Origin of the sequence: Pseudomonas aegrilactucae (genome assembly GCF_019168305.1) — a bacterium.
In the GTDB taxonomy this organism is placed as follows: Bacteria; Pseudomonadota; Gammaproteobacteria; order Pseudomonadales; family Pseudomonadaceae; genus Aquipseudomonas; species Aquipseudomonas aegrilactucae.
Genome location: NZ_JAHTBI010000037.1, coordinates 37,684 through 56,748 on the forward strand (window position 1 = coordinate 37,684; position 19,065 = coordinate 56,748).

At 63.9% G+C, this 19,065-nt stretch carries 19 protein-coding genes, 1 pseudogene and 1 riboswitch; of the genes and pseudogenes, 9 read left to right on the forward strand and 11 right to left on the reverse strand.

All coding sequences use genetic code 11. The features are described from left to right. Nucleotides 1-36: 36 nt before the first annotated feature. Nucleotides 37-1,542, reverse strand: a complete 1,506-nt coding sequence (mqo, locus tag KUO17_RS10920; protein ID WP_217975578.1) for a malate dehydrogenase (quinone) — start codon at nucleotides 1,540-1,542, stop codon at nucleotides 37-39. Between the two features lie 604 nt (nucleotides 1,543-2,146). Next, nucleotides 2,147-2,380, reverse strand: a complete 234-nt coding sequence (locus tag KUO17_RS10925; RefSeq protein ID WP_217975579.1) for a hypothetical protein — start codon at nucleotides 2,378-2,380, stop codon at nucleotides 2,147-2,149. 137 nt (nucleotides 2,381-2,517) lie between these two features. Here KUO17_RS10925 and KUO17_RS10930 point away from each other — a divergent pair, with 137 nt between their 5' ends. Next, nucleotides 2,518-3,102, forward strand: coding sequence for a YajG family lipoprotein (locus KUO17_RS10930; protein WP_217975580.1), 585 nt, complete (start codon nucleotides 2,518-2,520; stop codon nucleotides 3,100-3,102). Nucleotides 3,103-3,179: 77 nt separating this feature from the next. On the opposite strand, the gene KUO17_RS10935 is transcribed toward KUO17_RS10930, so the two are convergent. Next, nucleotides 3,180-3,386, reverse strand: a complete 207-nt coding sequence (locus tag KUO17_RS10935; RefSeq protein WP_217975581.1) for a hypothetical protein — start codon at nucleotides 3,384-3,386, stop codon at nucleotides 3,180-3,182. A 165-nt stretch (nucleotides 3,387-3,551) separates the two neighbouring features. On the opposite strand from KUO17_RS10935, the gene KUO17_RS10940 reads away from it, so the two are divergent. After that, nucleotides 3,552-3,812, forward strand: coding sequence for a hypothetical protein (locus KUO17_RS10940; protein ID WP_217975684.1), 261 nt, complete (start codon nucleotides 3,552-3,554; stop codon nucleotides 3,810-3,812). Between the two features lie 95 nt (nucleotides 3,813-3,907). On the opposite strand, the gene KUO17_RS10945 is transcribed toward KUO17_RS10940, so the two are convergent. Next, nucleotides 3,908-5,071: a 1-acyl-sn-glycerol-3-phosphate acyltransferase gene (locus tag KUO17_RS10945; protein WP_217975582.1), complete on the reverse strand. Its 1,164-nt coding sequence runs from the start codon at nucleotides 5,069-5,071 to the stop codon at nucleotides 3,908-3,910. A gap of 125 nt (nucleotides 5,072-5,196) precedes the next feature. Here KUO17_RS10945 and KUO17_RS10950 point away from each other — a divergent pair, with 125 nt between their 5' ends. From KUO17_RS10950 to KUO17_RS10960, 3 genes are read left to right on the forward strand one after another with little or no spacing between them, the layout of a single operon-like run. Continuing rightward, nucleotides 5,197-5,379 (forward strand): CPXCG motif-containing cysteine-rich protein, encoded by a 183-nt coding sequence (locus KUO17_RS10950; RefSeq protein ID WP_217975583.1) that lies wholly within the window; start codon nucleotides 5,197-5,199, stop codon nucleotides 5,377-5,379. Further along, complete coding sequence (locus KUO17_RS10955; protein WP_217975584.1) at nucleotides 5,379-5,639, forward strand: putative signal transducing protein; 261 nt, start codon at nucleotides 5,379-5,381, stop codon at nucleotides 5,637-5,639. Before KUO17_RS10950 ends, KUO17_RS10955 begins: the two co-directional genes overlap by 1 nt. Nucleotides 5,640-5,648: 9 nt before the next feature. Next, nucleotides 5,649-6,269, forward strand: a complete 621-nt coding sequence (locus KUO17_RS10960; RefSeq protein WP_163943331.1) for an SOS response-associated peptidase — start codon at nucleotides 5,649-5,651, stop codon at nucleotides 6,267-6,269. A gap of 87 nt (nucleotides 6,270-6,356) precedes the next feature. On the opposite strand, the gene KUO17_RS27140 is transcribed toward KUO17_RS10960, so the two are convergent. Both KUO17_RS27140 and KUO17_RS27145 read right to left on the reverse strand, forming a co-directional pair. Next, the gene (locus KUO17_RS27140; RefSeq protein WP_425274847.1) at nucleotides 6,357-7,199 is read right to left on the reverse strand and encodes a methyl-accepting chemotaxis protein; all 843 of its coding nucleotides are present in this window, start codon (nucleotides 7,197-7,199) and stop codon (nucleotides 6,357-6,359) included. A gap of 12 nt (nucleotides 7,200-7,211) precedes the next feature. After that, nucleotides 7,212-8,561: pseudogene (locus tag KUO17_RS27145) on the reverse strand (methyl-accepting chemotaxis protein); the annotation flags it as partial. A gap of 90 nt (nucleotides 8,562-8,651) precedes the next feature. Here KUO17_RS27145 and KUO17_RS10970 point away from each other — a divergent pair. Beyond that, nucleotides 8,652-9,467 (forward strand): M48 family metallopeptidase, encoded by an 816-nt coding sequence (locus tag KUO17_RS10970; protein WP_217975586.1) that lies wholly within the window; start codon nucleotides 8,652-8,654, stop codon nucleotides 9,465-9,467. Nucleotides 9,468-9,585: 118 nt separating this feature from the next. Here the strand turns inward: KUO17_RS10970 and KUO17_RS10975 are convergent, their stop codons facing one another. From KUO17_RS10975 to KUO17_RS10995, 5 genes are all read right to left on the reverse strand, one after another. Continuing rightward, complete coding sequence (locus tag KUO17_RS10975; protein ID WP_043864356.1) at nucleotides 9,586-10,173, reverse strand: TMEM165/GDT1 family protein; 588 nt, start codon at nucleotides 10,171-10,173, stop codon at nucleotides 9,586-9,588. Between the two features lie 87 nt (nucleotides 10,174-10,260). Continuing rightward, nucleotides 10,261-10,382, reverse strand: a riboswitch (yybP-ykoY riboswitch). A 38-nt stretch (nucleotides 10,383-10,420) separates the two neighbouring features. Further along, complete coding sequence (locus KUO17_RS10980; RefSeq protein ID WP_217975587.1) at nucleotides 10,421-11,419, reverse strand: class I SAM-dependent methyltransferase; 999 nt, start codon at nucleotides 11,417-11,419, stop codon at nucleotides 10,421-10,423. Between the two features lie 42 nt (nucleotides 11,420-11,461). Further along, nucleotides 11,462-12,424 carry a 2-hydroxyacid dehydrogenase gene (locus KUO17_RS10985; protein ID WP_217975588.1) on the reverse strand — a complete coding sequence of 321 codons (963 nt, stop codon included), beginning with the start codon at nucleotides 12,422-12,424 and terminating at the stop codon, nucleotides 11,462-11,464. A gap of 27 nt (nucleotides 12,425-12,451) precedes the next feature. Further along, a complete protein-coding gene (locus KUO17_RS10990) occupies nucleotides 12,452-12,826 on the reverse strand; it encodes a MerR family transcriptional regulator (RefSeq protein WP_217975589.1) in 375 nt (124 codons plus the stop codon). Nucleotides 12,827-12,837: 11 nt separating this feature from the next. Further along, entirely contained in the window at nucleotides 12,838-13,413 is a 576-nt protein-coding gene (locus KUO17_RS10995) for an NAD(P)H-dependent oxidoreductase (RefSeq protein ID WP_217975590.1), read from the reverse strand. A gap of 222 nt (nucleotides 13,414-13,635) precedes the next feature. Between KUO17_RS10995 and KUO17_RS11000 the strand changes: the two genes are divergently transcribed. The 3 genes from KUO17_RS11000 (at nucleotide 13,636) to KUO17_RS11010 (ending at nucleotide 18,923) form a co-directional block, all read left to right on the forward strand. Then, nucleotides 13,636-15,318, forward strand: a complete 1,683-nt coding sequence (locus KUO17_RS11000; protein WP_217975591.1) for a fatty acid--CoA ligase — start codon at nucleotides 13,636-13,638, stop codon at nucleotides 15,316-15,318. A 335-nt stretch (nucleotides 15,319-15,653) separates the two neighbouring features. Next, a complete protein-coding gene (locus KUO17_RS11005) occupies nucleotides 15,654-17,534 on the forward strand; it encodes a DUF1302 domain-containing protein (protein ID WP_217975592.1) in 1,881 nt (626 codons plus the stop codon). Nucleotides 17,535-17,558: 24 nt separating this feature from the next. Continuing rightward, nucleotides 17,559-18,923, forward strand: coding sequence for a DUF1329 domain-containing protein (locus tag KUO17_RS11010; RefSeq protein ID WP_217975593.1), 1,365 nt, complete (start codon nucleotides 17,559-17,561; stop codon nucleotides 18,921-18,923). Nucleotides 18,924-19,065: the final 142 nt, after the last annotated feature.

A 19,065-nucleotide genomic window follows, 5' to 3' on the forward strand; every position in this document is an offset into this window, starting at 1 on the left:
AAAACGCCCCGAAGGGCGTTTTTTTATGCGTCACGCTCAGGCGTAGCTTTGCGTCGGCTGGTTCTCGACCAGGCCCAGGGCCTCGTCGTTGTGCGTGCTGACCTTGTGGTACAGCGCAGCGTCGCTGGCCAGGACCTTTTCCCGCGCCGGGAAGATTTCCTTGAGCTTGGCTGCCCAGGCACCGCTGGCCTGCTCGGGGAAGCAGCGCTCGATCAGTTCGAGCATGATCGAGACCGTCACCGAAGCGCCTGGGGAGGCGCCCAGCAGGGCGGCCAGCGAGCCGTCCTTGGCCGCGACCAACTCGGTACCGAACTGCAGGATGCCGCCTTTTTTCGGGTCTTTCTTGATGATCTGCACCCGTTGGCCGGCCACTTCCAGGCGCCAGTCTTCGGCCTTGGCTTCAGGGTAGAAGCGGCGCAGCGACTCCAGGCGTTGCTCCATCGACTGCATCACTTCGCTGACCAGGTACTTGGTCAGGTCCATGTTGTCGCGGGCCACGGCCAGCATCGGGCCGATATTGCCGGCACGTACCGACAGCGGCAGGTCGAGGAACGAGCCGTGCTTGAGGAACTTGGTGGTGAAGCCGGCGTACGGGCCGAACAGCAGCGAAGTCTTGCCGTCCACCACACGGGTGTCCAGGTGCGGGACCGACATCGGCGGCGAGCCTACGGCGGCCTGGCTGTAGACCTTGGCCTGGTGGTGCTTGACCACCTCGGGGTTGTCGCAGCGCAGCCACTGGCCACTGACCGGGAAGCCGCCAAAGCCCTTGCTCTCCTCGATGCCCGACAGTTGCAGCAGCGGCAGCGCCGCGCCGCCGGCGCCGAGGAACACGAAGCGGGCGTCGACGTCGCGGCTGCTGCCGCTGTTGACGTCCTTGATGGTCACGGTCCAGCCACTGCCGTTGCGGCGCAGGCCGGTCACCTTCTTGCAGTACTTGACCTGCGAGTCGGGGGTGTCGGCCAGGTGCTTGAGCAGCTTGTTGGTCAGCGCGCCGAAGTTGACGTCGGTGCCCTTCATCACGCGGGTGGCGGCGATCTGCTGATCGGCCGGGCGGCCCGGCATCATCAGCGGCATCCACTCGTTCATCAGCGCCTTGTCTTCGGTGTATTCCATCTCGGCGAAGGCGTGATGCGGCTTGAGCGACTCGAACCGCTTCTTCAGGAACGCGACGCCCTTGTCGCCTTCGACATAGCTCAGGTGCGGGATCGGGTTGATGAAGGCACGCGGGTTCTTGAAGGCACCCTTTTTGCTCAGGTAGGCCCAGAATTGCCGGGACACCTCGAACTGGGTATTGATGTGCACCGCTTTCTTGATATCGATGCTGCCGTCGGCGGCCTGCGGCGTGTAGTTCAGTTCACACAGCCCGGCATGGCCGGTCCCGGCGTTGTTCCACGGGTTGGAACTTTCCGCGGCACCCGAATCCATCAACTCGACGACTTCCAGCTTCATCGCCGGGTCGAGTTCCTTGAGCAGTACGGCCAGGGTGGCGCTCATGATGCCGGCCCCTACCAGTACTACATCGACTGCTTCGTTCTGCGCCATTAACGCGTCTCCAAAATCTTCAGCACCAAATTGACAGCATAGGATCCCAGGCTTGGCCGGGACCGCCATGTCCGCTACTTCGCAGGTTTTTCAACTTCCACGGACACCAGCAACAGGGCTTTGCGTTGCCTATGAACGCATTTTACCGCCCGTGCGGCAATTCGACTTATGGTCAAGGTGTCCATCGTGCGCTATGGGCCGGCTTCAGTCACCCATCTCAGATGGGCGCTGTTGCCAGCAGTTCGGGGCTGTTCGGGACGCTGTTGATGCTTTTACACCTGCCAGACTGTTCATTGCTCGCCACACTCTTGTGAAGTTGTGAAAACCGTTTTTTCACGCTCTTTTGGAGTCGTGAACCTCAAAAAGGGTGTGCGCGGTGGCAAACCCGCAGGTTCAGGCAGAGCGCAGTGGCGACGAAAAAGCACACGCACCGGCTTGGCAAGACCTGTGTGGGCGGCTCTCTGTGGGCGTTTTGGGAGTGCCGATGCAGTGACATTGGCGGTGTTGCGGGGCCCGATCAGGAGACGTCCTTATAATCGGGGGGAGATTATAGCGAGGTCGCGGGCAGAAACGATCTTTATTAATGACTTTTATTGCTGTTTGCTCAGGCGACCACTGCGCGGGCGAGCCGGTTGTGGCGGGCACGCGGCAGAACCCGGGCGCTGGCAGGCAGCGGGCGGTTCATCCAGTACAGGCGGATTTCGTTGATTTCGACCCAGCCGGCCCCACTGGGCGCCTGCTGGCATTGCCTGAAGGCCAGGCAGTGGCCGTGGGCATCCAGGCGTGCGAACTGGCGTGGGGTCGGGCGGGGGAACAGCAGGGTCCAGAGTGAGCGCATGGCGGGCTACCTGTAGGAAACTGACGCCAGCTTACGGTGAAAGTGATGAAACGATTATGACAGTGGCCCGCCGATAGCTGGGGTGGGCCGCGCTGGTTATACTGGCGGCCTTTACTGCTATTCCTGGAGAGATGAGCATGTTGCAACGTTTGTTGTTCGGTTTGATCGCTGTCACCAGCCTGACCCTGGCCGGTTGTGCCCACAGCCCGCAACAACTCAGCCCGCAACCCAAACTCACTGCCCAGCTCGCGCCGGTCGGTCACGGCCAGCCGGTGGTGGTGAAGGTGGTCGACGGCCGCGCCTCGCAGACCCTGGGCACCCGTGGCGGGCTGTACCCGGAGACCAGCGCCATCAGCGTCAGTGGCAACGACATCCTGCCAAAACTGCAGGCCCAGGCCGAAGCTGCCGTGCGCCTGCTGGGTTTCACCCCGACGCCCAACGCCTACAACGCGCCGCAACTGACCGTGACCCTGGCGGAACTGAAGTACCAGTCGCCCAAGGAAGGCCTGTACGTGACCGAGGCCACCATTGGTGCGACCTTCCGTGCCGACGTGGCCAATGCCAACCGTCGCTACAGCGGCCGCTACGGTGCCTCGCTGGACCAGCGCTTCGGCATGGCGCCCAACCAGGAAACCAACACCAAGCTGGTGGGGGACGTGCTCAGCGATGCATTGACCCGCCTGTTCAAGGACCCGACCGTCGGTCAGGTGCTGGGCGAGTAACGCCCGCCCCGGCTACCCACAAGAAAGCCCGATGTCTGCGTGGCAGGCATCGGGCTTTTTTGTGGGCAGGACGAGGCTCAGGCGGCTTCGATGTAGAAGTCCAGCAGGCTGATGCCGGTGCCGTGGTCCACTTCCGGCAGGTCGTGGTGGGCATGCCCGCCGAGGGCGCAGTACACCAGCCATTGGCGGTCCTGGACGTTGAAGGCCAGGCCGTCGATCAATGCCTGTTGTTCGTCGCTGGGGGCGATCAGATAGAGGCGGTCCTGGTTTTCGGCGTGCAGCATGACAAGCTCCGGTGGTGGTGAAGGCCGATAGGGTGGCGTGTCTGGATGACGAACGTGTGACGGCCGGAATTAATTGTCATCGGTCGTAAAGTGCGGGTGCGCTGCCAAGGCTTGGGTAGAATGCGCGGCGTCCTGATGGTTTCGCGGTTTTTTCGAGGTTTTGCGATGTCGTTGCAAGTGATTTGGGGGCTGTTCGCGGCCCATCCGGCCAAGCTGATCAATCTGCTGGCCCTGTTGATAACCTGCCCGGGCGGGCTGTTGCTGCAGGCGGCTCGCCGCCGTGGCGCGCAGGCGCTGGCGGGAATGGCACGCGATGATCTGAGGGTGGAGGGGATGAACCTGCGGGTGAACCGGTTCTACTACATCATGGGTTTTGCGTGCCTGGCGATGGCGTTGCTGCTGTCGTGGTTCAGTACCTGGATCTGAGGCGTGCCCTTCGCTGGCAAGCCAGCTCCCCCAGGGTCATGTGAGCACCAGAAACCCTGTGGGAGCTGGCTTGCCAGCGAAGCAGGCGACGCGGTCTAGAGCGCCAGCCCGGCCTTGACGCGGTACTGGTTGCGCACCGGCATCGCGTACTGCAACACCAGGTACGGCCGGTGCTCTGCCGGGCAGGCGTCAAGGCGACGCTGCCACTCGGCCTGGGCGCGCGCCAGTTCTTCGGCCGGGAACACCTCGGCCGCCTTGGGCACCTGCAGCTGCGGGTCGGCATCGGCCCACTGCGCATACGCCAGGTAATGCGCCGGGAACAGCCGGTAGCCACCCAGAATCTGCCGGTCGATTTCCACTGCCAGTTGCTTGGTGTCTTCGAAGTACGCACTCACGGGCGGTGCAAAGTTGATGTGCACCCGGCCCTTGTAGCCGGTGATGCCCTGGGCGATGCTCACGTCGTCCTCGCCCGGCACCTTGCTGTAGGTGCCGGTGGTGGCGCGGATGTACAGCTCGCGCGCCTTGGCCTGGTCGCACGGGTCGTACTCGTAGCTGATCGACACCGGGCTCAGGTTCAGCGACTGGATCACCGCACCGAACGGCTCGTCCTTGCGGCTCATGTGGAACATCTTGAGGATGGCCGAATCGGTACGGTCGTCGCCGTCCTTGGCCCGGCCCTCGGCCTGGGCGATCCAGATCGAGGCGCAGTCGTTGCGAATCGAGTGGTTGATGTAGGCCGACAGCAACTGGTAGGCCGCGAGTTTTTCGCGGCGCCCGCTGATGGAGCGGTGCACGATGAAGCTCTTGTTCAGGCGCATCATGTCGCTGACGAAGGGCTTTTGCAGCAGGTTGTCGCCAATGGCGATGCGCGGCGTCGGCAGGCCCGCGTGGTACACCGCATAGTTGACGAAGGCCGGGTCCATCACGATATCGCGGTGGTTGGCCAGGAACAGGTAGGCGCTGCCTGACTTGAACTGCTCGACACCGGTATAGGTGACGCCGTCGGTGGCGCGGTCGATGGTGTGGTCGACGTAGTACTCCACCTTGTCCTGCAGGGTCGACACGCAACTGACCCCGGCAAACTCCTTGCGCAGGCGCCGGGCGATCAGCGGCTTGAGCAGCCAGCCCATGGCCCCGGCCATGCGCGGGAAGCGAAAGTGCGTGAGGATATCCAGGAATGCCGGGTCGCTGAGCAGGCGCGCCAGCACGGCGGGCACCTCGGCGTCGTTGTACGGTCGGATGGCATCGAATTCGCCCATCATGCTCTCTTGTTGGAAACGGCTAGGGTAATAGGTAAGGCTGCGGACTGAAAAAACGGTTCAGACACCGGCAGGGCCTGACAATAGACCGGCAATTATACGCACAAGTCACTTGGGAGGCCGCGATGCTCGAATCTGCTACCTATGATTGTCCTTACTGCGGCGAGGAAGTGGAAACCACCGTGGACCTGTCCGGTGGCGACCAGACCTATATCGAGGACTGCCAGGTGTGTTGCCGGCCCATCACGTTCATCCTGCAGGTGCACGGCGACGAATGGATGCTCGAAGCGAAGAGCGAGAACGACTGATGCAACGAATCTACGAGCCGGAAAGCCTGCTGGAGGCCGAATTGCTGATCGGCATGCTGCGCAGCGAAGGGGTCAAGGCGCACCTGAGCGGACGCGACCTGATGGGCGCCATCGGCGAGTTGCCGATGCAGGGCTTGCTGGGCCTGGCGGTACCCGACGAGCAGGCCGAGTACGCACGCCAGCTGATCGCTGCGTACAATGGCGCCCAGCCGCTTGCTGGCGACGAACCGGAGAGCCTTCCGGGAATACTGATTTGCTAGGTTTTGCTCATGTGTGGACGTTACGCCCTGTTTCGCTGGTCTTCGGCCTTTGCCGCATTGCCGGGCTTCCCGGCTGACCAGCAGGCGCAATGGAACATCTCGCCGGGGGCCTCGGTGCTGATCCAGCGTCAGCTCGACGGCCAGTTGCAGCTGGCGCGTGCGCGCTGGGGCCTGACCCCGGCCTGGCTCACCGACCTGTCGCGCACGCCGGCCCAGGCGCGCGCCGAAACCCTGGCCGAGCAACCGATGTTTCGCGAAGCGTTTCGCCTGCGCCGCTGCCTGTTGCCGGCCAACGGTTTCTACGAATGGCGCGGTACGGCACGCAAGCGGCCGTACTGGCTGACGCCGGGGGAGGGCTCGTCACTGTTCTTTGCCGGGGTGTGGGAAGCGTATCCGGTGCAGGACCAGGTGTGGCTGAGCACGGCGGTGGTGACCCAGGCGGCGGTCAATCAGCGTCGGCCGCTGATTCTGGACGCAGCCGGGCAGGCCGCCTGGCTCGACCCGCAGACGCCACTGGTGAAGCTGCAGGAATTGCTGGCGGGGCCACAGGCGGCGCTGCGCGAGCGGGTGCTGGCCAACCTGGTGAATGATCCGAAGCTCAATGCCCCTGAGTGCCTGACCCCGGCCTAAGGGCGCGCCTGGCAAGCCAGCTCCCACAGGGTTCGGCGAACGCCGAAAACCCTTGTGGGAGCTGGCTTGCCAGCGAAGCTTTTGCGGCTAGACGCGGAACTGATTGATCAGTCGGCGCTGCTGCTCTGCCAGCTTGGTCAACTCCGCACTCGCGCTGCTCGACTCATCCGCGCCACCGGCCACTTCATTGGCCACCTGGCCGATATTGATCACGTTGCGGTTGATGTCTTCAGCCACCGCACTCTGCTCTTCGGCTGCACTGGCGATCTGGGTGTTCATGTCATTGATCACCGACACCGCCCGGGTGATGCTCTCCAGTGCCTGGGCCGCTTGCGCCGCCTGCTGCACGCTGACCTCGGTCTTGCCCTGGCTGTCCTCCATCACCCGCACCACATCACGTGTGCCCTGCTGCAACTGCTGGATCATCTGCTGGATTTCTTCGGTGGCCTGCTGGGTCTTCTGCGCCAGGTTGCGCACTTCATCGGCCACCACGGCAAACCCGCGTCCCTGCTCGCCGGCCCGTGCCGCCTCGATCGCGGCATTGAGCGCCAGCAGGTTGGTCTGTTCGGCAATCGCACGGATCGCCACCAGAATCGCATTGATGTTCTCACTGTCGCGCGCGAGCGCCTGCACCACGCCCACCGCACGGCCGATTTCCTCGGCCAGCGCGCTGATCGAGCTCGACGTGCTGCGTACGATCTCCAGGCCCTGGTTGGCCGCCTGATCGGCGTTGCTCGCCGCTTGCGCGGCATGGGTGGCATTGCGTGCCACGTCCTGGGCGGTGGCGGTCATCTCGTGCACCGCCGTGGCCACCAGGTCGATCTCGGCCATCTGCTTGTGCACGCCCTGGTTGGTACGGATGGCGATGTCGGCAGTGTGCTCGGAGGAATCGCTGACCTTCTGCACCGAGGCCACCACCTGGCTGATCATCGCCTGCAACTTGGCCAGGAAGGTGTTGAAGCCCTTGGCGATCGAGCCCAGCTCGTCGGCACGGTCACTGCTCAGGCGGCGGGTCAGGTCGCCTTCGCCCTGGGCGATGTCGTCAAGCATGCTGACCATCTGGCGCAGCGGGCGGGCAATGCCGTGGGCCAGCAGCCAGATTACCAGCAGGCCGATGGCGGCGATGGCCAGGCCCACCAGGGTCATGCCGGTGATGTCGGTGGCACGCTGGGCACTGAGGTCGTTCTGCAGCGCATCGGCGTCGCTCATCACCGCGCTGGTAGGCAGTTGCAGCATGAGCGTCCAGCGCGCACCGGTGTTGCCGATGATGAAGGGCAGGTACAGCTCGATATGCCCGCCGACGGCATCGAATTCATAGCGCAGGTCGGTGCTGTTGATCTGCTTGAGGTTGTCGATCTCGTTGGCGTCGAGCACGTCTTCGATCTTTTCGCCGAATTTGCTCGCGTCCTTGGTGTAGGCCACGAGGCGATTGTTGCCCGCCACCAGCGCCAGTTCCCCCGCGCCATCGTAGAGCTGGCGGTCGGCCGCGTTGAGCATGTCCTGGATGAAGTCCAGCGACAGGTCGGCGGCGGCGATGCCCTGGAAGGCGCCGTCGACCAGGATCGGTTCGACGAAGGAGGCGAGCATCACGGTCTTGTTGCCGACCTTGTAGGGCGCCGGGTCGATCGCGCAGGCCTTGCGGCTTTCCTTGGCGCACAGGTAGTACTCGCTGGCGCGGATGCCGGTGGGCAGCATGCTCTGGTTGTCGACGTCCTCGAGCTTGTCCAGGCTCAGGCTGCCATCTTCGTTGCGGTACCACCAGGGCAGGAAACGCCCGGTCTTGCTGTCGATGGCCTTGAGCGGGGTGCCGAGGAAGCGTGCGTCATCGCGGTCCAGGGCATTCGGTTCCCAGGCTACATACACGCCCAGCAAGGAGGGGTTGGCCAGGGCGGTCTGGCGGACCAGCTCGACCATCTGTTCGCGCTCGATACGCAGTTGCGGGTTGTCAGTCGCATCGCGCATGCCGATCATCGCGTTGGTGGTGGCAAGGCCGCGGGCAACCAGCAGCGGCGCTTCGAGACCGCGCTGGATCTGGCTTACCTGGGTTTGCGCCAGGGCGCTCAGGCGTTGCTTGATCAGGGCCTCGAACTGCTGCTGGGTACGTGCCTGCACCAGCGCCTGGGTGTGTGCACCGGCATACACCGCATACGCCACCAGGGCGGCGACGATGCTCAGCACGATGGCACCGGCCAGTGCGGCCACGGAAAACTGGATCGACTTGAACTTCATGGGAGCTCCGAGCGCAAAGTAGGTCGCTTGCCTTGCGTTATCGGCGCGGGAGCAGAAAAGCATGAGTGCGTTCACGGAATTCTTCGCGAACGGCGGTAGCGCGTTTATGATGCGCGTCCTAGGATACGCCGCATGTTCGAAGGGAGTGTTTTCATGCGTAGATCAGTTGTTATCGGTGCCTTGAGCGCCAGTGTGCTGCTGGGTGGTTGCCAGGCCGTGAGTACCACCAGTGGTGGTGCGGTGGGCGTGGAGCGCAAGCAGTACATGTTCAGCATGCTGTCGACCGACGAGGTCAACCAGATGTACGCGCAGTCTTACCAGCAGACGCTGGGTGAGGCCTCGAGCAAGGGGGTGCTGGACAAGACCAGCGCCAACGCCAAGCGCGTACAGGCCATCGCCGATCGGCTGATCGTGCAGGCGCCCAAGTTCCGCCCGGATGCCGCGCAGTGGAAGTGGGAAGTCAACCTGATCGACAGCGACGAGCTCAACGCCAACTGCGGGCCTGGCGGCAAGATCATTTTCTACTCCGGGCTGATCGACAAGCTCAAGCTGACCGACGACGAGATCGCTGCGGTGATGGGCCACGAGATTGCCCACGCCCTGCGTGAGCATGGTCGCGAGGCAATGTCCAAGGCGTACGGCGTAGAGATGGCGCGCCAGGGCGCGGGTGCATTGCTGGGCCTGGGTCAGGACAGCATGGCGATTGCCGACACGGTGGTGCAGTACAGCATGACCTTGCCCAACAGCCGCGCCAACGAGAACGAGGCTGACCTGATCGGCCTGGAGCTGTCGGCGCGCGCCGGTTACAACCCGAACGCGGCAATCACGCTGTGGAACAAGATGAGCGCTGCCTCGGGTGGTTCGCAACCGGAGTTCATGAGCACTCACCCGGCGTCCACCAGCCGTATTGCCTCGTTGCAGGCGGCGATTCCGAAGGTGATGCCGCTGTACGAGCAGGCCAAGAAGTAAATCTTCGGCGGGCCTTTCGCTGGCAAGTCAGCTCCCACAGGGATGGCACTGATCTTGAGAGCAGTGGGGTATCTGTGGGAGCTGGCTTGCCAGCGAAGGCTTCACCGCCGGTTGCCGGTCAGCCCACCCACCCGCTGACCTTCATCGCCGAATACACCGCCACCAGCGCCAGCACCACGAATGCCGTGGCCGCCAGGCGACGGATCAGGGTCAACGGCAGTTTCTCCGCGGCAAAATTCCCCGCCAGTACCACCGGCACGTTGGCAATCAGCATGCCCAGCGTGGTGCCGATGATCACCATGATCAGGTGCGGGTACTGCGCCGCCAGCATCACCGTGGCCACCTGTGTCTTGTCACCGATCTCGGCAATGAAGAACGCGATCAGCGTGGTCAGGAACGGCCCGAAGCGTCGCGCCGTGCTGGCCTCATCGTCATCCATCTTGTCCGGCACCAGCGTCCACAGGGCGGTGGCCGCAAAGCTTGCAGCCAGGATCCAGTGCAGGGTGGCTTCGGAGAAGAAACTGCCGAACCAGGCGCCCACCGCGCCGGCCGCCGCATGGTTGGCCAGGGTCGCAGCAACGATACCGGCAATGATCGGCCAGGGTTTGCGAAAGCGTGCAGCCAGAATGAGCGCGAGCAATTGCGTCTTGTCGCCGATTTCGGCGAGCGCAACGATAGCGGTGGGGACGAGCAATGATTCCAGCATCAGGATTCCTACGGGGGCGGGTCGACACGGCTATGACACGTACAGCCTTCCCGCCCCGGGTAAGGTGTGCGTGTCATAGGTCTTGTCAAACCCTGGATCCGTCTGTGCGGACCGTGGGTCGTACGCGCCATGGTCTGAGGACCAAGTATGTTGACGCGTACCGGGCGAGCTGGGTGCTCGCGGGAGACTACTCCCCTAGGACGGAGCGGATTCTGCCTAGGCAAAACCGTTTGGGCAAGCGAAGTTTTTACCGACGTGTTGCCTGATAAATCCGGAAGCCCTGGCCTTCGTCACGAATCGCGCAGTTGCCCAATGCGCCTTCGATCAGCGGTTGGTAGCGCAGGAAGCTGTTGGCCACAAGCCGAAGTTCGCCGCCTTTTTTCAGATGATCGGCCGATTTTTTCAGCAATGTTTCCGATGCCTGGTAATTGGTGTGCACCCCGGTATGAAACGGCGGGTTGCTCAGGATCACGTCCAGATCACGCGGCGCGGCGTCGATGCCGTCACCGCTGATCACCTCGCCTTCCAGCGCGTTGGCGGCCAGTGTCAAACGGCTGCTGGCCACGGCAAAGGCGTCCACATCCAGCAGGGTTACCCGGCTTTGCGGGTAACGGCGCTTGATCGCCGCCCCCAGCACGCCGGCGCCGCAGCCGAAGTCCAGCACATGGCCCAGCGGCAGCTGGTCGAGGTTGTCCAGCAGCAGCGCACTGCCACGGTCCAGCCGCCCATGGCTGAAGACGCCGGGCAGGCTGACGATCTGCAACGGGCCTTCGGCCAGCGCCAGCTCGAAACGTTGCGCCAGGCTCTCCAGTGGCTGGGCCTGGGGCGGCGTGTCGATGTTCACCTGCCACAACTGGCAGTGGCGGGCGCTGTCGAGCTTGCGCGGCTTGCCGAAGGCGTGCAGTTGCCTGGCCGCGCCCTCGATGCCGCCGCGCTTCTCGCCCACCAGGTACAGCGTGCGACCGCCCAGGCGCGAGGCCAGGGCGTTGAGCAGGTAGTTGGCCAGCTCGCGCGACTTGGGCAGGAACAGCACCGCGCTGTCGAAGCTTGCCGGCGGCACCTCCACACCGTAGTGGCTGCGCCCGGCAAAACGCGCCTCCAGTGTCGCCTGGTCACCGGCGTGCCAGCTCCAGCCGTGGGCGGCGGGCAGGCTGGCGAGCAGGTCGTCGGCGGGCAGCCCGGCCAGCAACAAGGGGCCTTTGAACAGCTCGGCCTGACGGAGCAACACTTCACTACGCGGGTCCATGGTCGGCGCCCCTCTGCAAAAAGTCGCGAATTCTAGCAGAACTTAGCTGACCACTCGGCGCGGGCTGCCTGCGAGGAAGGCCTGGGCGTTCTCGGTCAGTTGGCCGACGATGCGCTGGCGCGCCTCGACCGCGCCCCAGGCGCTGTGCGGGGTGACGATCAGGCGCGGGATGTCGGTGGCCAGCAGCGGGTTGCCGTGCACGGGCGGTTCCACGCTGAGCACGTCGGTGGCGGCGCCGCCCAGGTGACCGCTGCGCAGGGCATCGGCCAGCGCCTGCTCGTCGATCAGCCCGCCGCGGGCGGTGTTGACGATAAACGCGCCAGGCTTGAGCAGGGCCAGTTCGGCGGCGCCGAGCATGTGCCGGGTGCTGTCGTTGAGCGGGCAGTGCAGGGTCAGGGCATCCACTTGCGGCAGCAACTCGTCCAGGCTCAGGCGATCGTCGCGGGCTGGGCGCCCAGGCAGTTGGCCGGCCAGCACGCGCATGCCGAAGGCTTCGGCCAGGCGTGCCACCGCACCGCCCAGTTCACCGTGGCCGAGCAGGCCGAGGGTCTTGCCCTCCAGCTCCACGATGGGGAAGTCGAGCAGGCAGAACTGCTTGGCCTGGGCCCATTTGCCCTCGGCCACGGCCTGCTGGTAATCGGGCAGGCGCGTGGCCAGTGCCAGCAGCAGTGCCAGGGTGTGCTGCGCCACCGAAGGGGTGCCGTAGCCCTGGCAGTTGCTGACCACGATGCCCTGGGCGCGGGCGGCCTGCAGGTCGACGTTGTTGGTGCCGGTGGCGGCCACCAGGATCAGCTTCAGGTCGGGGCAGGCGGCCAGGGTGGCAGCGTCGAGTGGCACCTTGTTGCTGATGGCCACGCCCACGCCTTGCAGGCGCTCGACCACCTGGTGCGCCGCGGTGCTCGGGTACAACTGCAGGTCATCGAAGCAACCACGCAGGCTGCTCAGGTCGAGGTCACCCAGGTCCAGGGAACTGTGGTCGAGAAAGACAGCGCGGCGCAGCGTCATGGTGCAGGCTCCTGAGTCGGGAAGAGGTTAGCGGGGCATCGGGTACAGCGCATAGCAGTCGTCGGGCAGTTGCTCCAGGCTTGCCTCGAATTCGCGCAGCCCGTCGAACTGCGCCTGCAGGCTGTCGATACGCGCCTGCAACTGTGTCTGCTTGACGGCAATGGCCAGGCGCAGGCGTTCACGCGGTGCGCTCGAGTCGCCCTGCATTAGAGCCTGCATCTCCTTGAGCGTAAAGCCGAGCTTCTGTGCGCACTTGATCAGCGCCAGCAGCTCGACGCTGCGCTGGTCATAGACGCGGTAGCGGCCCTGGCGACGGGCCGGCGGCAGCAGGCCGATGGTTTCGTAGTGGCGGATGCACTTGATGGTCGCGCCCGACAGCTGGGCGGCTTTGCCGATGTACATGGAGGTCCTTCTCAGCGCATGGCCAGGGCTCGGACCTTGCGCAGCCAGGTATCGCGCCGGGCGGGCGTGGAGCCGAGAATCGGCCCGAACGTTAACGTCTTTTTCGGGGTGATGCCACAGAAGGCCAGTGTGGTGCGGCGCATCTGGTGCAGGCCGGGCATCGCATACACCCAGCGGTAGTACCAGGGCGGGGTGTCCATGCTCACCAGCAGGTCGGCGGTGCGCCCGTGCAACAGTTTTTTCGGGAACGGCGAGCCGCCCTGGTAGCTGAAGGCGAACCCCGGCAGCAGCGTGCGGTCGAGAAAGCCCTTGAGCAGCGCCGGCACGCCCCCCCACCAGATGGGAAACACCAGCACCAGGTGCTGGGCCCACAGCAACTGCGCCTGGGCCTGGACCAGGTCGGCCTCCAGCGGCTGCGGTTCTCGGTAGCCCTGGCGCAGCACCGGGTCGAACGCCAGGTCGCCCAGTGCCAGCACACGTACCTCGTGGCCAGCGCTGCGGGCAGCCTCGGCATACTGCGTGCCGAGCGCACCACAGAAGCTCGTTTGACTTGGGTGGCCAAGGATCACCAGCACACGTTTTTGCATCGGGCATGCTCCAGGGGGCAAAGCGCGCAGGCTAGCGTCTGCCCCCTGGGGGAGAGTCAAGCATCGGGAATGCCCTGGGCAAGGTGTTTCGGGCACTGCTGGCCACTGGCCGCTCATCCCTGTTGTGCGCAAATCATTCCTTTGGCTGATTTGAGCGTCACAATCGCGTTCTAGAGTGAGGGCTGTACCGCTATGCAAGCGCACTCGAGAAAAGGGACTCCCATGTTGCAGACTCGCATTATTGCCCCCGCTGAGGGCGCCTACGATTACCCGTTGCTGATCAAGCGCCTGCTGATGTCGGGCAGCCGCTACGAGAAGACCCGCGAGATCGTGTACCGCGATCAGTTGCGCTACAACTACCTGACCCTCAACGAGCGCATCGCGCGGCTGGCCAACGTGCTGACCGAGGCCGGGGTCAAGGCAGGCGACACCGTGGCGGTGATGGACTGGGACAGCCATCGCTACCTCGAATGCATGTTCGCCATCCCGATGATCGGCGCGGTGGTGCACACCATCAACGTGCGCCTGTCGCCGGAACAGATCCTCTACACCATGAACCACGCCGAGGACCGCTTCGTGCTGGTCAACAGCGATTTCATCGGCTTGTACCAGGCCATTGCACCGCAACTGACCACGGTGGAGAAGACCCTGCTGCTGACCGACGGCGCCGACAAGACGGCCGACCTGCCCAACCTGGTGGGCGAGTACGAGCAGTTGCTGGCCGCTGCCGACACCACCTACGACTTCCCCGATTTCGACGAGAACTCGGTGGCCACCACCTTCTACACCACCGGTACCACCGGCAACCCCAAGGGGGTGTACTTCACCCACCGCCAACTGGTGCTGCATACCCTGGGCGTGGCCACGGTCACCGGCAGCATCGACAGCATCCGCCTGCTGGGCACCGATGATGTGTACATGCCCATCACGCCGATGTTCCACGTGCATGCGTGGGGCATTCCCTACGTGGCCACCATGCTCGGCCTCAAGCAGGTCTACCCGGGGCGTTACGAGCCGGAGATGCTGTGCCAGCTGTGGCGCACCGAGAAGGTCACCTTCTCGCACTGCGTGCCCACCATCCTGCAGATGCTGCTCAATGCCAAGGGCGCGCAGGCCCAGGACTTCGGCGGCTGGAAGATCATCATCGGCGGCAGTGCCTTGAACCGGGCACTGTACGAAGCCGCCAAGGCCCAGGGCATCCAGCTGACCGCGGCCTATGGCATGTCGGAAACCTGCCCGCTGGTGGCGTGTGCGCACCTCAACGAAGAGCTGCTGGCCGGCAGCGACGATGAGTGCATCACCTATCGCATCAAGGCCGGGGTGCCGGTGCCGCTGGTGGAGGCTGCGGTGATCGATGGCGAGGGCAACTTCCTCCCGGCCGATGGCGAAACCCAGGGCGAACTGGTACTGCGGGCGCCGTGGCTGAGCATGGGGTATTTTCGCGAGCCGCAGAAGGGCGTCGAGCTGTGGCAGGGCGGCTGGCTGCACACCGGTGATGTCGCCACCCTCGACAGCATGGGCGTGATCGATATTCGCGACCGCATCAAGGACGTGATCAAGACCGGTGGCGAATGGGTCTCGTCACTGGAACTCGAAGACCTCATCAGCCGTCACCCGTCCATCCGCGAAGTGGCAGTGGTGGGCGTGGCCGATCCGCAATGGGGCGAGCGTCCGTTCGCCTTGCTGGTGGTGCGAGAGGGGGCGGCTATCGATGCGCGAGAACTGAAGGAACACCTCAAGCCCTTCGTGGAACTGGGCCTGATCAACAAGTGGGCGATCCCCAGCCAGATTGCCCTTGTTACCGAAATTCCCAAGACCAGTGTTGGCAAGCTCGACAAGAAACGCATTCGGATCGATATCAGTCAGTGGCAAGAAAGTAACAGCACATTTCTGTCTACCCTGTGATGCCTGGCGGGTCGTGCCCTGGGGGGCGCGACCCGCATTCCAGACACTCGCCAACCTTGTCAAATGGCAAAATTGAGCCATCCTTGCCGCTGCCTGCGCTTCGATCGGTTCGCCACCACGTCGGGTGCGGTACGAACGTGCAAATCACACTTTAGAGGGATCAAGCACGGGTACCTGCTGGCTATAGTCGGTTCAGGGGATTTTTAGGGACGGGGGCCGCGCAATTGACTGCGCACTGCCAACTCTGGCGACCAGCAGGCGTGTTCACGTCGGTCGTTCGATGCGTTTCTTAAAGGACTCACTGCCATAAAAATAAAGTACATGGAGTAGCGTCGATGACATCAGTAAATCTGTTCTGGCGCCGGGCGAAACTGCCATTGGCCGTCAGCCTCGCTTCTACGCTCGCCGGTCCTGCATTCGGCGTCAGTTTCAATATCGGTGAAATCGAAGGCCAGTTCGACTCGTCGCTGTCGGTGGGGGCCAGTTGGTCGACAGCCAGTCCGAACCGCGACCTGATCGGCGTGAACAATGGCGGCAAGGGCCTGTCGCAAACCTCCGATGACGGCCACCTGAACTTCAAGCGCGGCGAGACCTTCTCCAAGATCTTCAAGGGTATCCACGACCTCGAGCTCAAGTACGGCGACACCGGCGTGTTCGTGCGCGGCAAGTACTGGTACGACTTCGAGCTCAAGGATGAACACCGCGAGTACAAGGACATCAGCGACTCCAATCGCAAGGAGGGCGCCAAGTCCTCCGGCGCCCAGATTCTCGACGCCTTCGTCTACCACAACTATTCGATTGCCGATCAGCCGGGTTCGGTGCGTTTCGGCAAGCAGGTGGTGAGCTGGGGCGAAAGTACCTTCATCGGTGGCGGCATCAACGCCATCAACCCGATCGACGTGGCCGCGTTCCGTCGCCCGGGGGCCGAGATCAAGGAAGGCCTGATCCCGGTCAACATGTTCTATATCTCCCAGAGCCTGACCGACAACCTCTCTGCCGAGGCGTTCTACCAGCTGGAGTGGGACCAGACCGTCGTCGACAACTGCGGGACCTTCTTCTCCCAGCCCGACATCATTGCGGACGGCTGCACCGACAACCTGCGCGTGCTGTCCAGCAGCCGCACGCTGACCCCTGCGCAGATAGCCGGCCTGGGCAGCTTTGGTGTCGACGTCAACGAAGAGGGCATTCGCGTGGCCCGCGGCCCTGACCGCGATGCGCGTGACAGCGGCCAGTTCGGCGTGGCGTTCCGCTACATGTTCGAGCCACTGAACACCGAGTTCGGTGTCTACGCCATGAACTACCACAGCCGTGCGCCGATCTTCAGTGCCACTGGCGCGTCCTCGCAGGCCTACGCGATCGCCGGCCTGGTCGACCCGCGAACCGGTGCCGCCATCGTCGCCGGCAACTCCAAGTACTTCGTCGAGTACCCTGAAGACATTCGCCTGTACGGCCTGAGCTTCTCCACCACGCTGCCTACCGGCACCGCCTGGAGTGGTGAAATCAGCTACCGGCCGAACGCACCGGTGCAGTTGAACACCACCGACATCCTGTATGCGGGTGTGACTCAACTGGGCGGCGCGTTCGGCAACGCCTCGTTGCTCAAGGGCCAGGCCGATACCGACCTGCACGGTTACCGGCGCAAGGAAATCACCCAGTTCCAGACCACCCTGACGCACTTCTTCGACCAGGTGATGGGCGCCAGCCGCATGACCGTTGTGGGTGAAGTGGGCGTGACCCACGTGGGCGGCCTGGAGAGCGCCGACAAGCTGCGCTACGGTCGTGACCCGGTGTATGGCCCTGGCCCGCTGCCCGATACCTTCGGCCTCAATACCTGCTCCGACATCCTCAACGCCGGCACCATCGGTGGCGCAGGTGCGGGTGCCTCGAGTGCCAACCTCAACCGCAAGTGCGAAAAGGACGGCTACACCACCAGCACCTCGTGGGGCTACCGTGGCCGCGTCATCTGGGACTACAACGATGTGTTCGCCGGGGTCAACCTCAAGCCGAGCGTGGCCTGGTCGCATGACGTATCCGGCTACTCGCCAGGCCCTGGCGCCAACTTCGAGGAAGGGCGCAAGGCTGTCAGCCTGGGGCTGGACGCCGAGTACCAGAACACCTACACCGCCAGCCTGTCGTACACCAACTTCTTCGATGGCAAGTACACCACCGTGGATGACCGCGACTTCATCGCCCTCAGCTTCGGCGTGAACTTCTAAGCACTGATTCGGGAAGACAAGAGCATGAAAACCACCAAGAGTCTGTTGCAAATCGGTGTGCTGGGCCTGTCGTTGCTGGCCACCAGCGTGATGGCGGCCGTGTCCGCCACCGAAGCCGCCAAACTGGGCACCACCCTGACCCCGATGGGCGCGGAAAAAGCCGGCAACGCCGACGGTTCGATCACCGCCTGGAAGCCGCTCGGCACCACGGCTGGCGCAGTCGATGCCAAAGGTTTCCTGGCCGACCCGTATGGCAGCGAAAAGCCGTCGTTCACCATCACCGCGCAGAACGTCGACCAGTACAAGGACAAGCTGTCGCCGGGCCAGGTGGCGATGTTCAAGCGCTACCCCGACACCTTCAAGATCCCGGTTTACCCGACCCATCGGGGGTCTACCGTGCCGGATGCGGTGTTCGCCGCGATCAGGAACAACGCCACCAAGACCAACCTGGTGGCCGGCGGCAACGGCCTGGAGAACTTCGAGACGGCCATCCCGTTCCCGATTCCGGCCAGCGGTGTCGAGGTGATCTGGAACCACATCACCCGCTACCGTGGCGGCAGCGTCACGCGCCTGGTGACCCAGGCCACGCCACAGGCCAATGGCAGCTACAGCCTGGTGTACTTCCAGGACCAGTTCGTGTTCCGCGACCGGATGAAGGACTACGACCCGGCCAACCCCGGCAACGTGCTGTTCTACTTCAAGCAGAAGGTGACGGCGCCGGCGCGCCTGGCCGGTACCGTGCTGCTGGTGCACGAGACCCTCGACCAGGTCAAGGAGCCGCGCAAGGCGTGGGTGTACAACGCCGGTCAGCGCCGTGTGCGCCAGGCCCCGCAAGTGTCGTATGACGGGCCGGGTACCGCAGCCGATGGCCTGCGTACCTCCGACAACCTGGACATGTTCAACGGTGCACCCGACCGCTACGACTGGAAGCTGGAGGGCAAGAAGGAGCTGTACATCGCCTCCAACAGCTACAAGCTCGACTCACCGACGCTCAAGTATGCCGACATCCTCAAGGCCGGCCACATCAACCAGGACCTGACCCGTTACGAGTTGCGCCGGGTCTGGCACGTGGTTGCCACGCTCAAGCCGGGCCAGCGCCATATCTATGCCAAGCGTGACTTCTACATCGACGAAGACACCTGGCAGGCGGCGGTGATCGACCAGTACGACGGTCGTGGCCAGCTGTGGCGCGTGTCCGAGGCGCATTCCCAGGACTACTACAACGTGCAGGTGCCGTGGTACACCGTGGAAACCATCTACGACCTGCAATCGGGCCGTTACCTGGCGCTGGGCATGAAGAACGAAGAGAAGCGGGCGTATGACTTCGGCTTCACCGCCAGCAAGAGCGATTTCCAGCCAGCGGCACTGCGCCAGGAAGGCGTACGCTGATCTAGCCTCATCCGTGTGATCCCCAGAACGCCCCGGCTTGCCGGGGCGTTTGTGTCTGTGCACGCGATCGCCGGCAATACCTGCGCCAGGGGGAAATGCGCCGGACGCTTTTTGTTGTAGTCTTTTTTCCTGCCTATGCGCC

What these genes read in the sequence shown, in the direction of transcription:
- mqo (WP_217975578.1), bottom strand. Translation starts at nt 1,542, where the DNA reads ATGGCGCAGAACGAAGCAGTCGATGTAGTACTGGTAGGGGCCGGCATC.
- KUO17_RS10925 (WP_217975579.1), bottom strand. Translation starts at nt 2,380, where the DNA reads ATGCGCTCACTCTGGACCCTGCTGTTCCCCCGCCCGACCCCACGCCAG.
- KUO17_RS10930 (WP_217975580.1), top strand. Translation starts at nt 2,518, where the DNA reads ATGTTGCAACGTTTGTTGTTCGGTTTGATCGCTGTCACCAGCCTGACC.
- KUO17_RS10935 (WP_217975581.1), bottom strand. Translation starts at nt 3,386, where the DNA reads ATGCTGCACGCCGAAAACCAGGACCGCCTCTATCTGATCGCCCCCAGC.
- KUO17_RS10940 (WP_217975684.1), top strand. Translation starts at nt 3,552, where the DNA reads ATGTCGTTGCAAGTGATTTGGGGGCTGTTCGCGGCCCATCCGGCCAAG.
- KUO17_RS10945 (WP_217975582.1), bottom strand. Translation starts at nt 5,071, where the DNA reads ATGGGCGAATTCGATGCCATCCGACCGTACAACGACGCCGAGGTGCCC.
- KUO17_RS10950 (WP_217975583.1), top strand. Translation starts at nt 5,197, where the DNA reads ATGCTCGAATCTGCTACCTATGATTGTCCTTACTGCGGCGAGGAAGTG.
- KUO17_RS10955 (WP_217975584.1), top strand. Translation starts at nt 5,379, where the DNA reads ATGCAACGAATCTACGAGCCGGAAAGCCTGCTGGAGGCCGAATTGCTG.
- KUO17_RS10960 (WP_163943331.1), top strand. Translation starts at nt 5,649, where the DNA reads ATGTGTGGACGTTACGCCCTGTTTCGCTGGTCTTCGGCCTTTGCCGCA.
- KUO17_RS27140 (WP_425274847.1), bottom strand. Translation starts at nt 7,199, where the DNA reads ATGATCAGCCAGGTGGTGGCCTCGGTGCAGAAGGTCAGCGATTCCTCC.
- KUO17_RS10970 (WP_217975586.1), top strand. Translation starts at nt 8,652, where the DNA reads ATGCGTAGATCAGTTGTTATCGGTGCCTTGAGCGCCAGTGTGCTGCTG.
- KUO17_RS10975 (WP_043864356.1), bottom strand. Translation starts at nt 10,173, where the DNA reads ATGCTGGAATCATTGCTCGTCCCCACCGCTATCGTTGCGCTCGCCGAA.
- KUO17_RS10980 (WP_217975587.1), bottom strand. Translation starts at nt 11,419, where the DNA reads ATGGACCCGCGTAGTGAAGTGTTGCTCCGTCAGGCCGAGCTGTTCAAA.
- KUO17_RS10985 (WP_217975588.1), bottom strand. Translation starts at nt 12,424, where the DNA reads ATGACGCTGCGCCGCGCTGTCTTTCTCGACCACAGTTCCCTGGACCTG.
- KUO17_RS10990 (WP_217975589.1), bottom strand. Translation starts at nt 12,826, where the DNA reads ATGTACATCGGCAAAGCCGCCCAGCTGTCGGGCGCGACCATCAAGTGC.
- KUO17_RS10995 (WP_217975590.1), bottom strand. Translation starts at nt 13,413, where the DNA reads ATGCAAAAACGTGTGCTGGTGATCCTTGGCCACCCAAGTCAAACGAGC.
- KUO17_RS11000 (WP_217975591.1), top strand. Translation starts at nt 13,636, where the DNA reads ATGTTGCAGACTCGCATTATTGCCCCCGCTGAGGGCGCCTACGATTAC.
- KUO17_RS11005 (WP_217975592.1), top strand. Translation starts at nt 15,654, where the DNA reads ATGACATCAGTAAATCTGTTCTGGCGCCGGGCGAAACTGCCATTGGCC.
- KUO17_RS11010 (WP_217975593.1), top strand. Translation starts at nt 17,559, where the DNA reads ATGAAAACCACCAAGAGTCTGTTGCAAATCGGTGTGCTGGGCCTGTCG.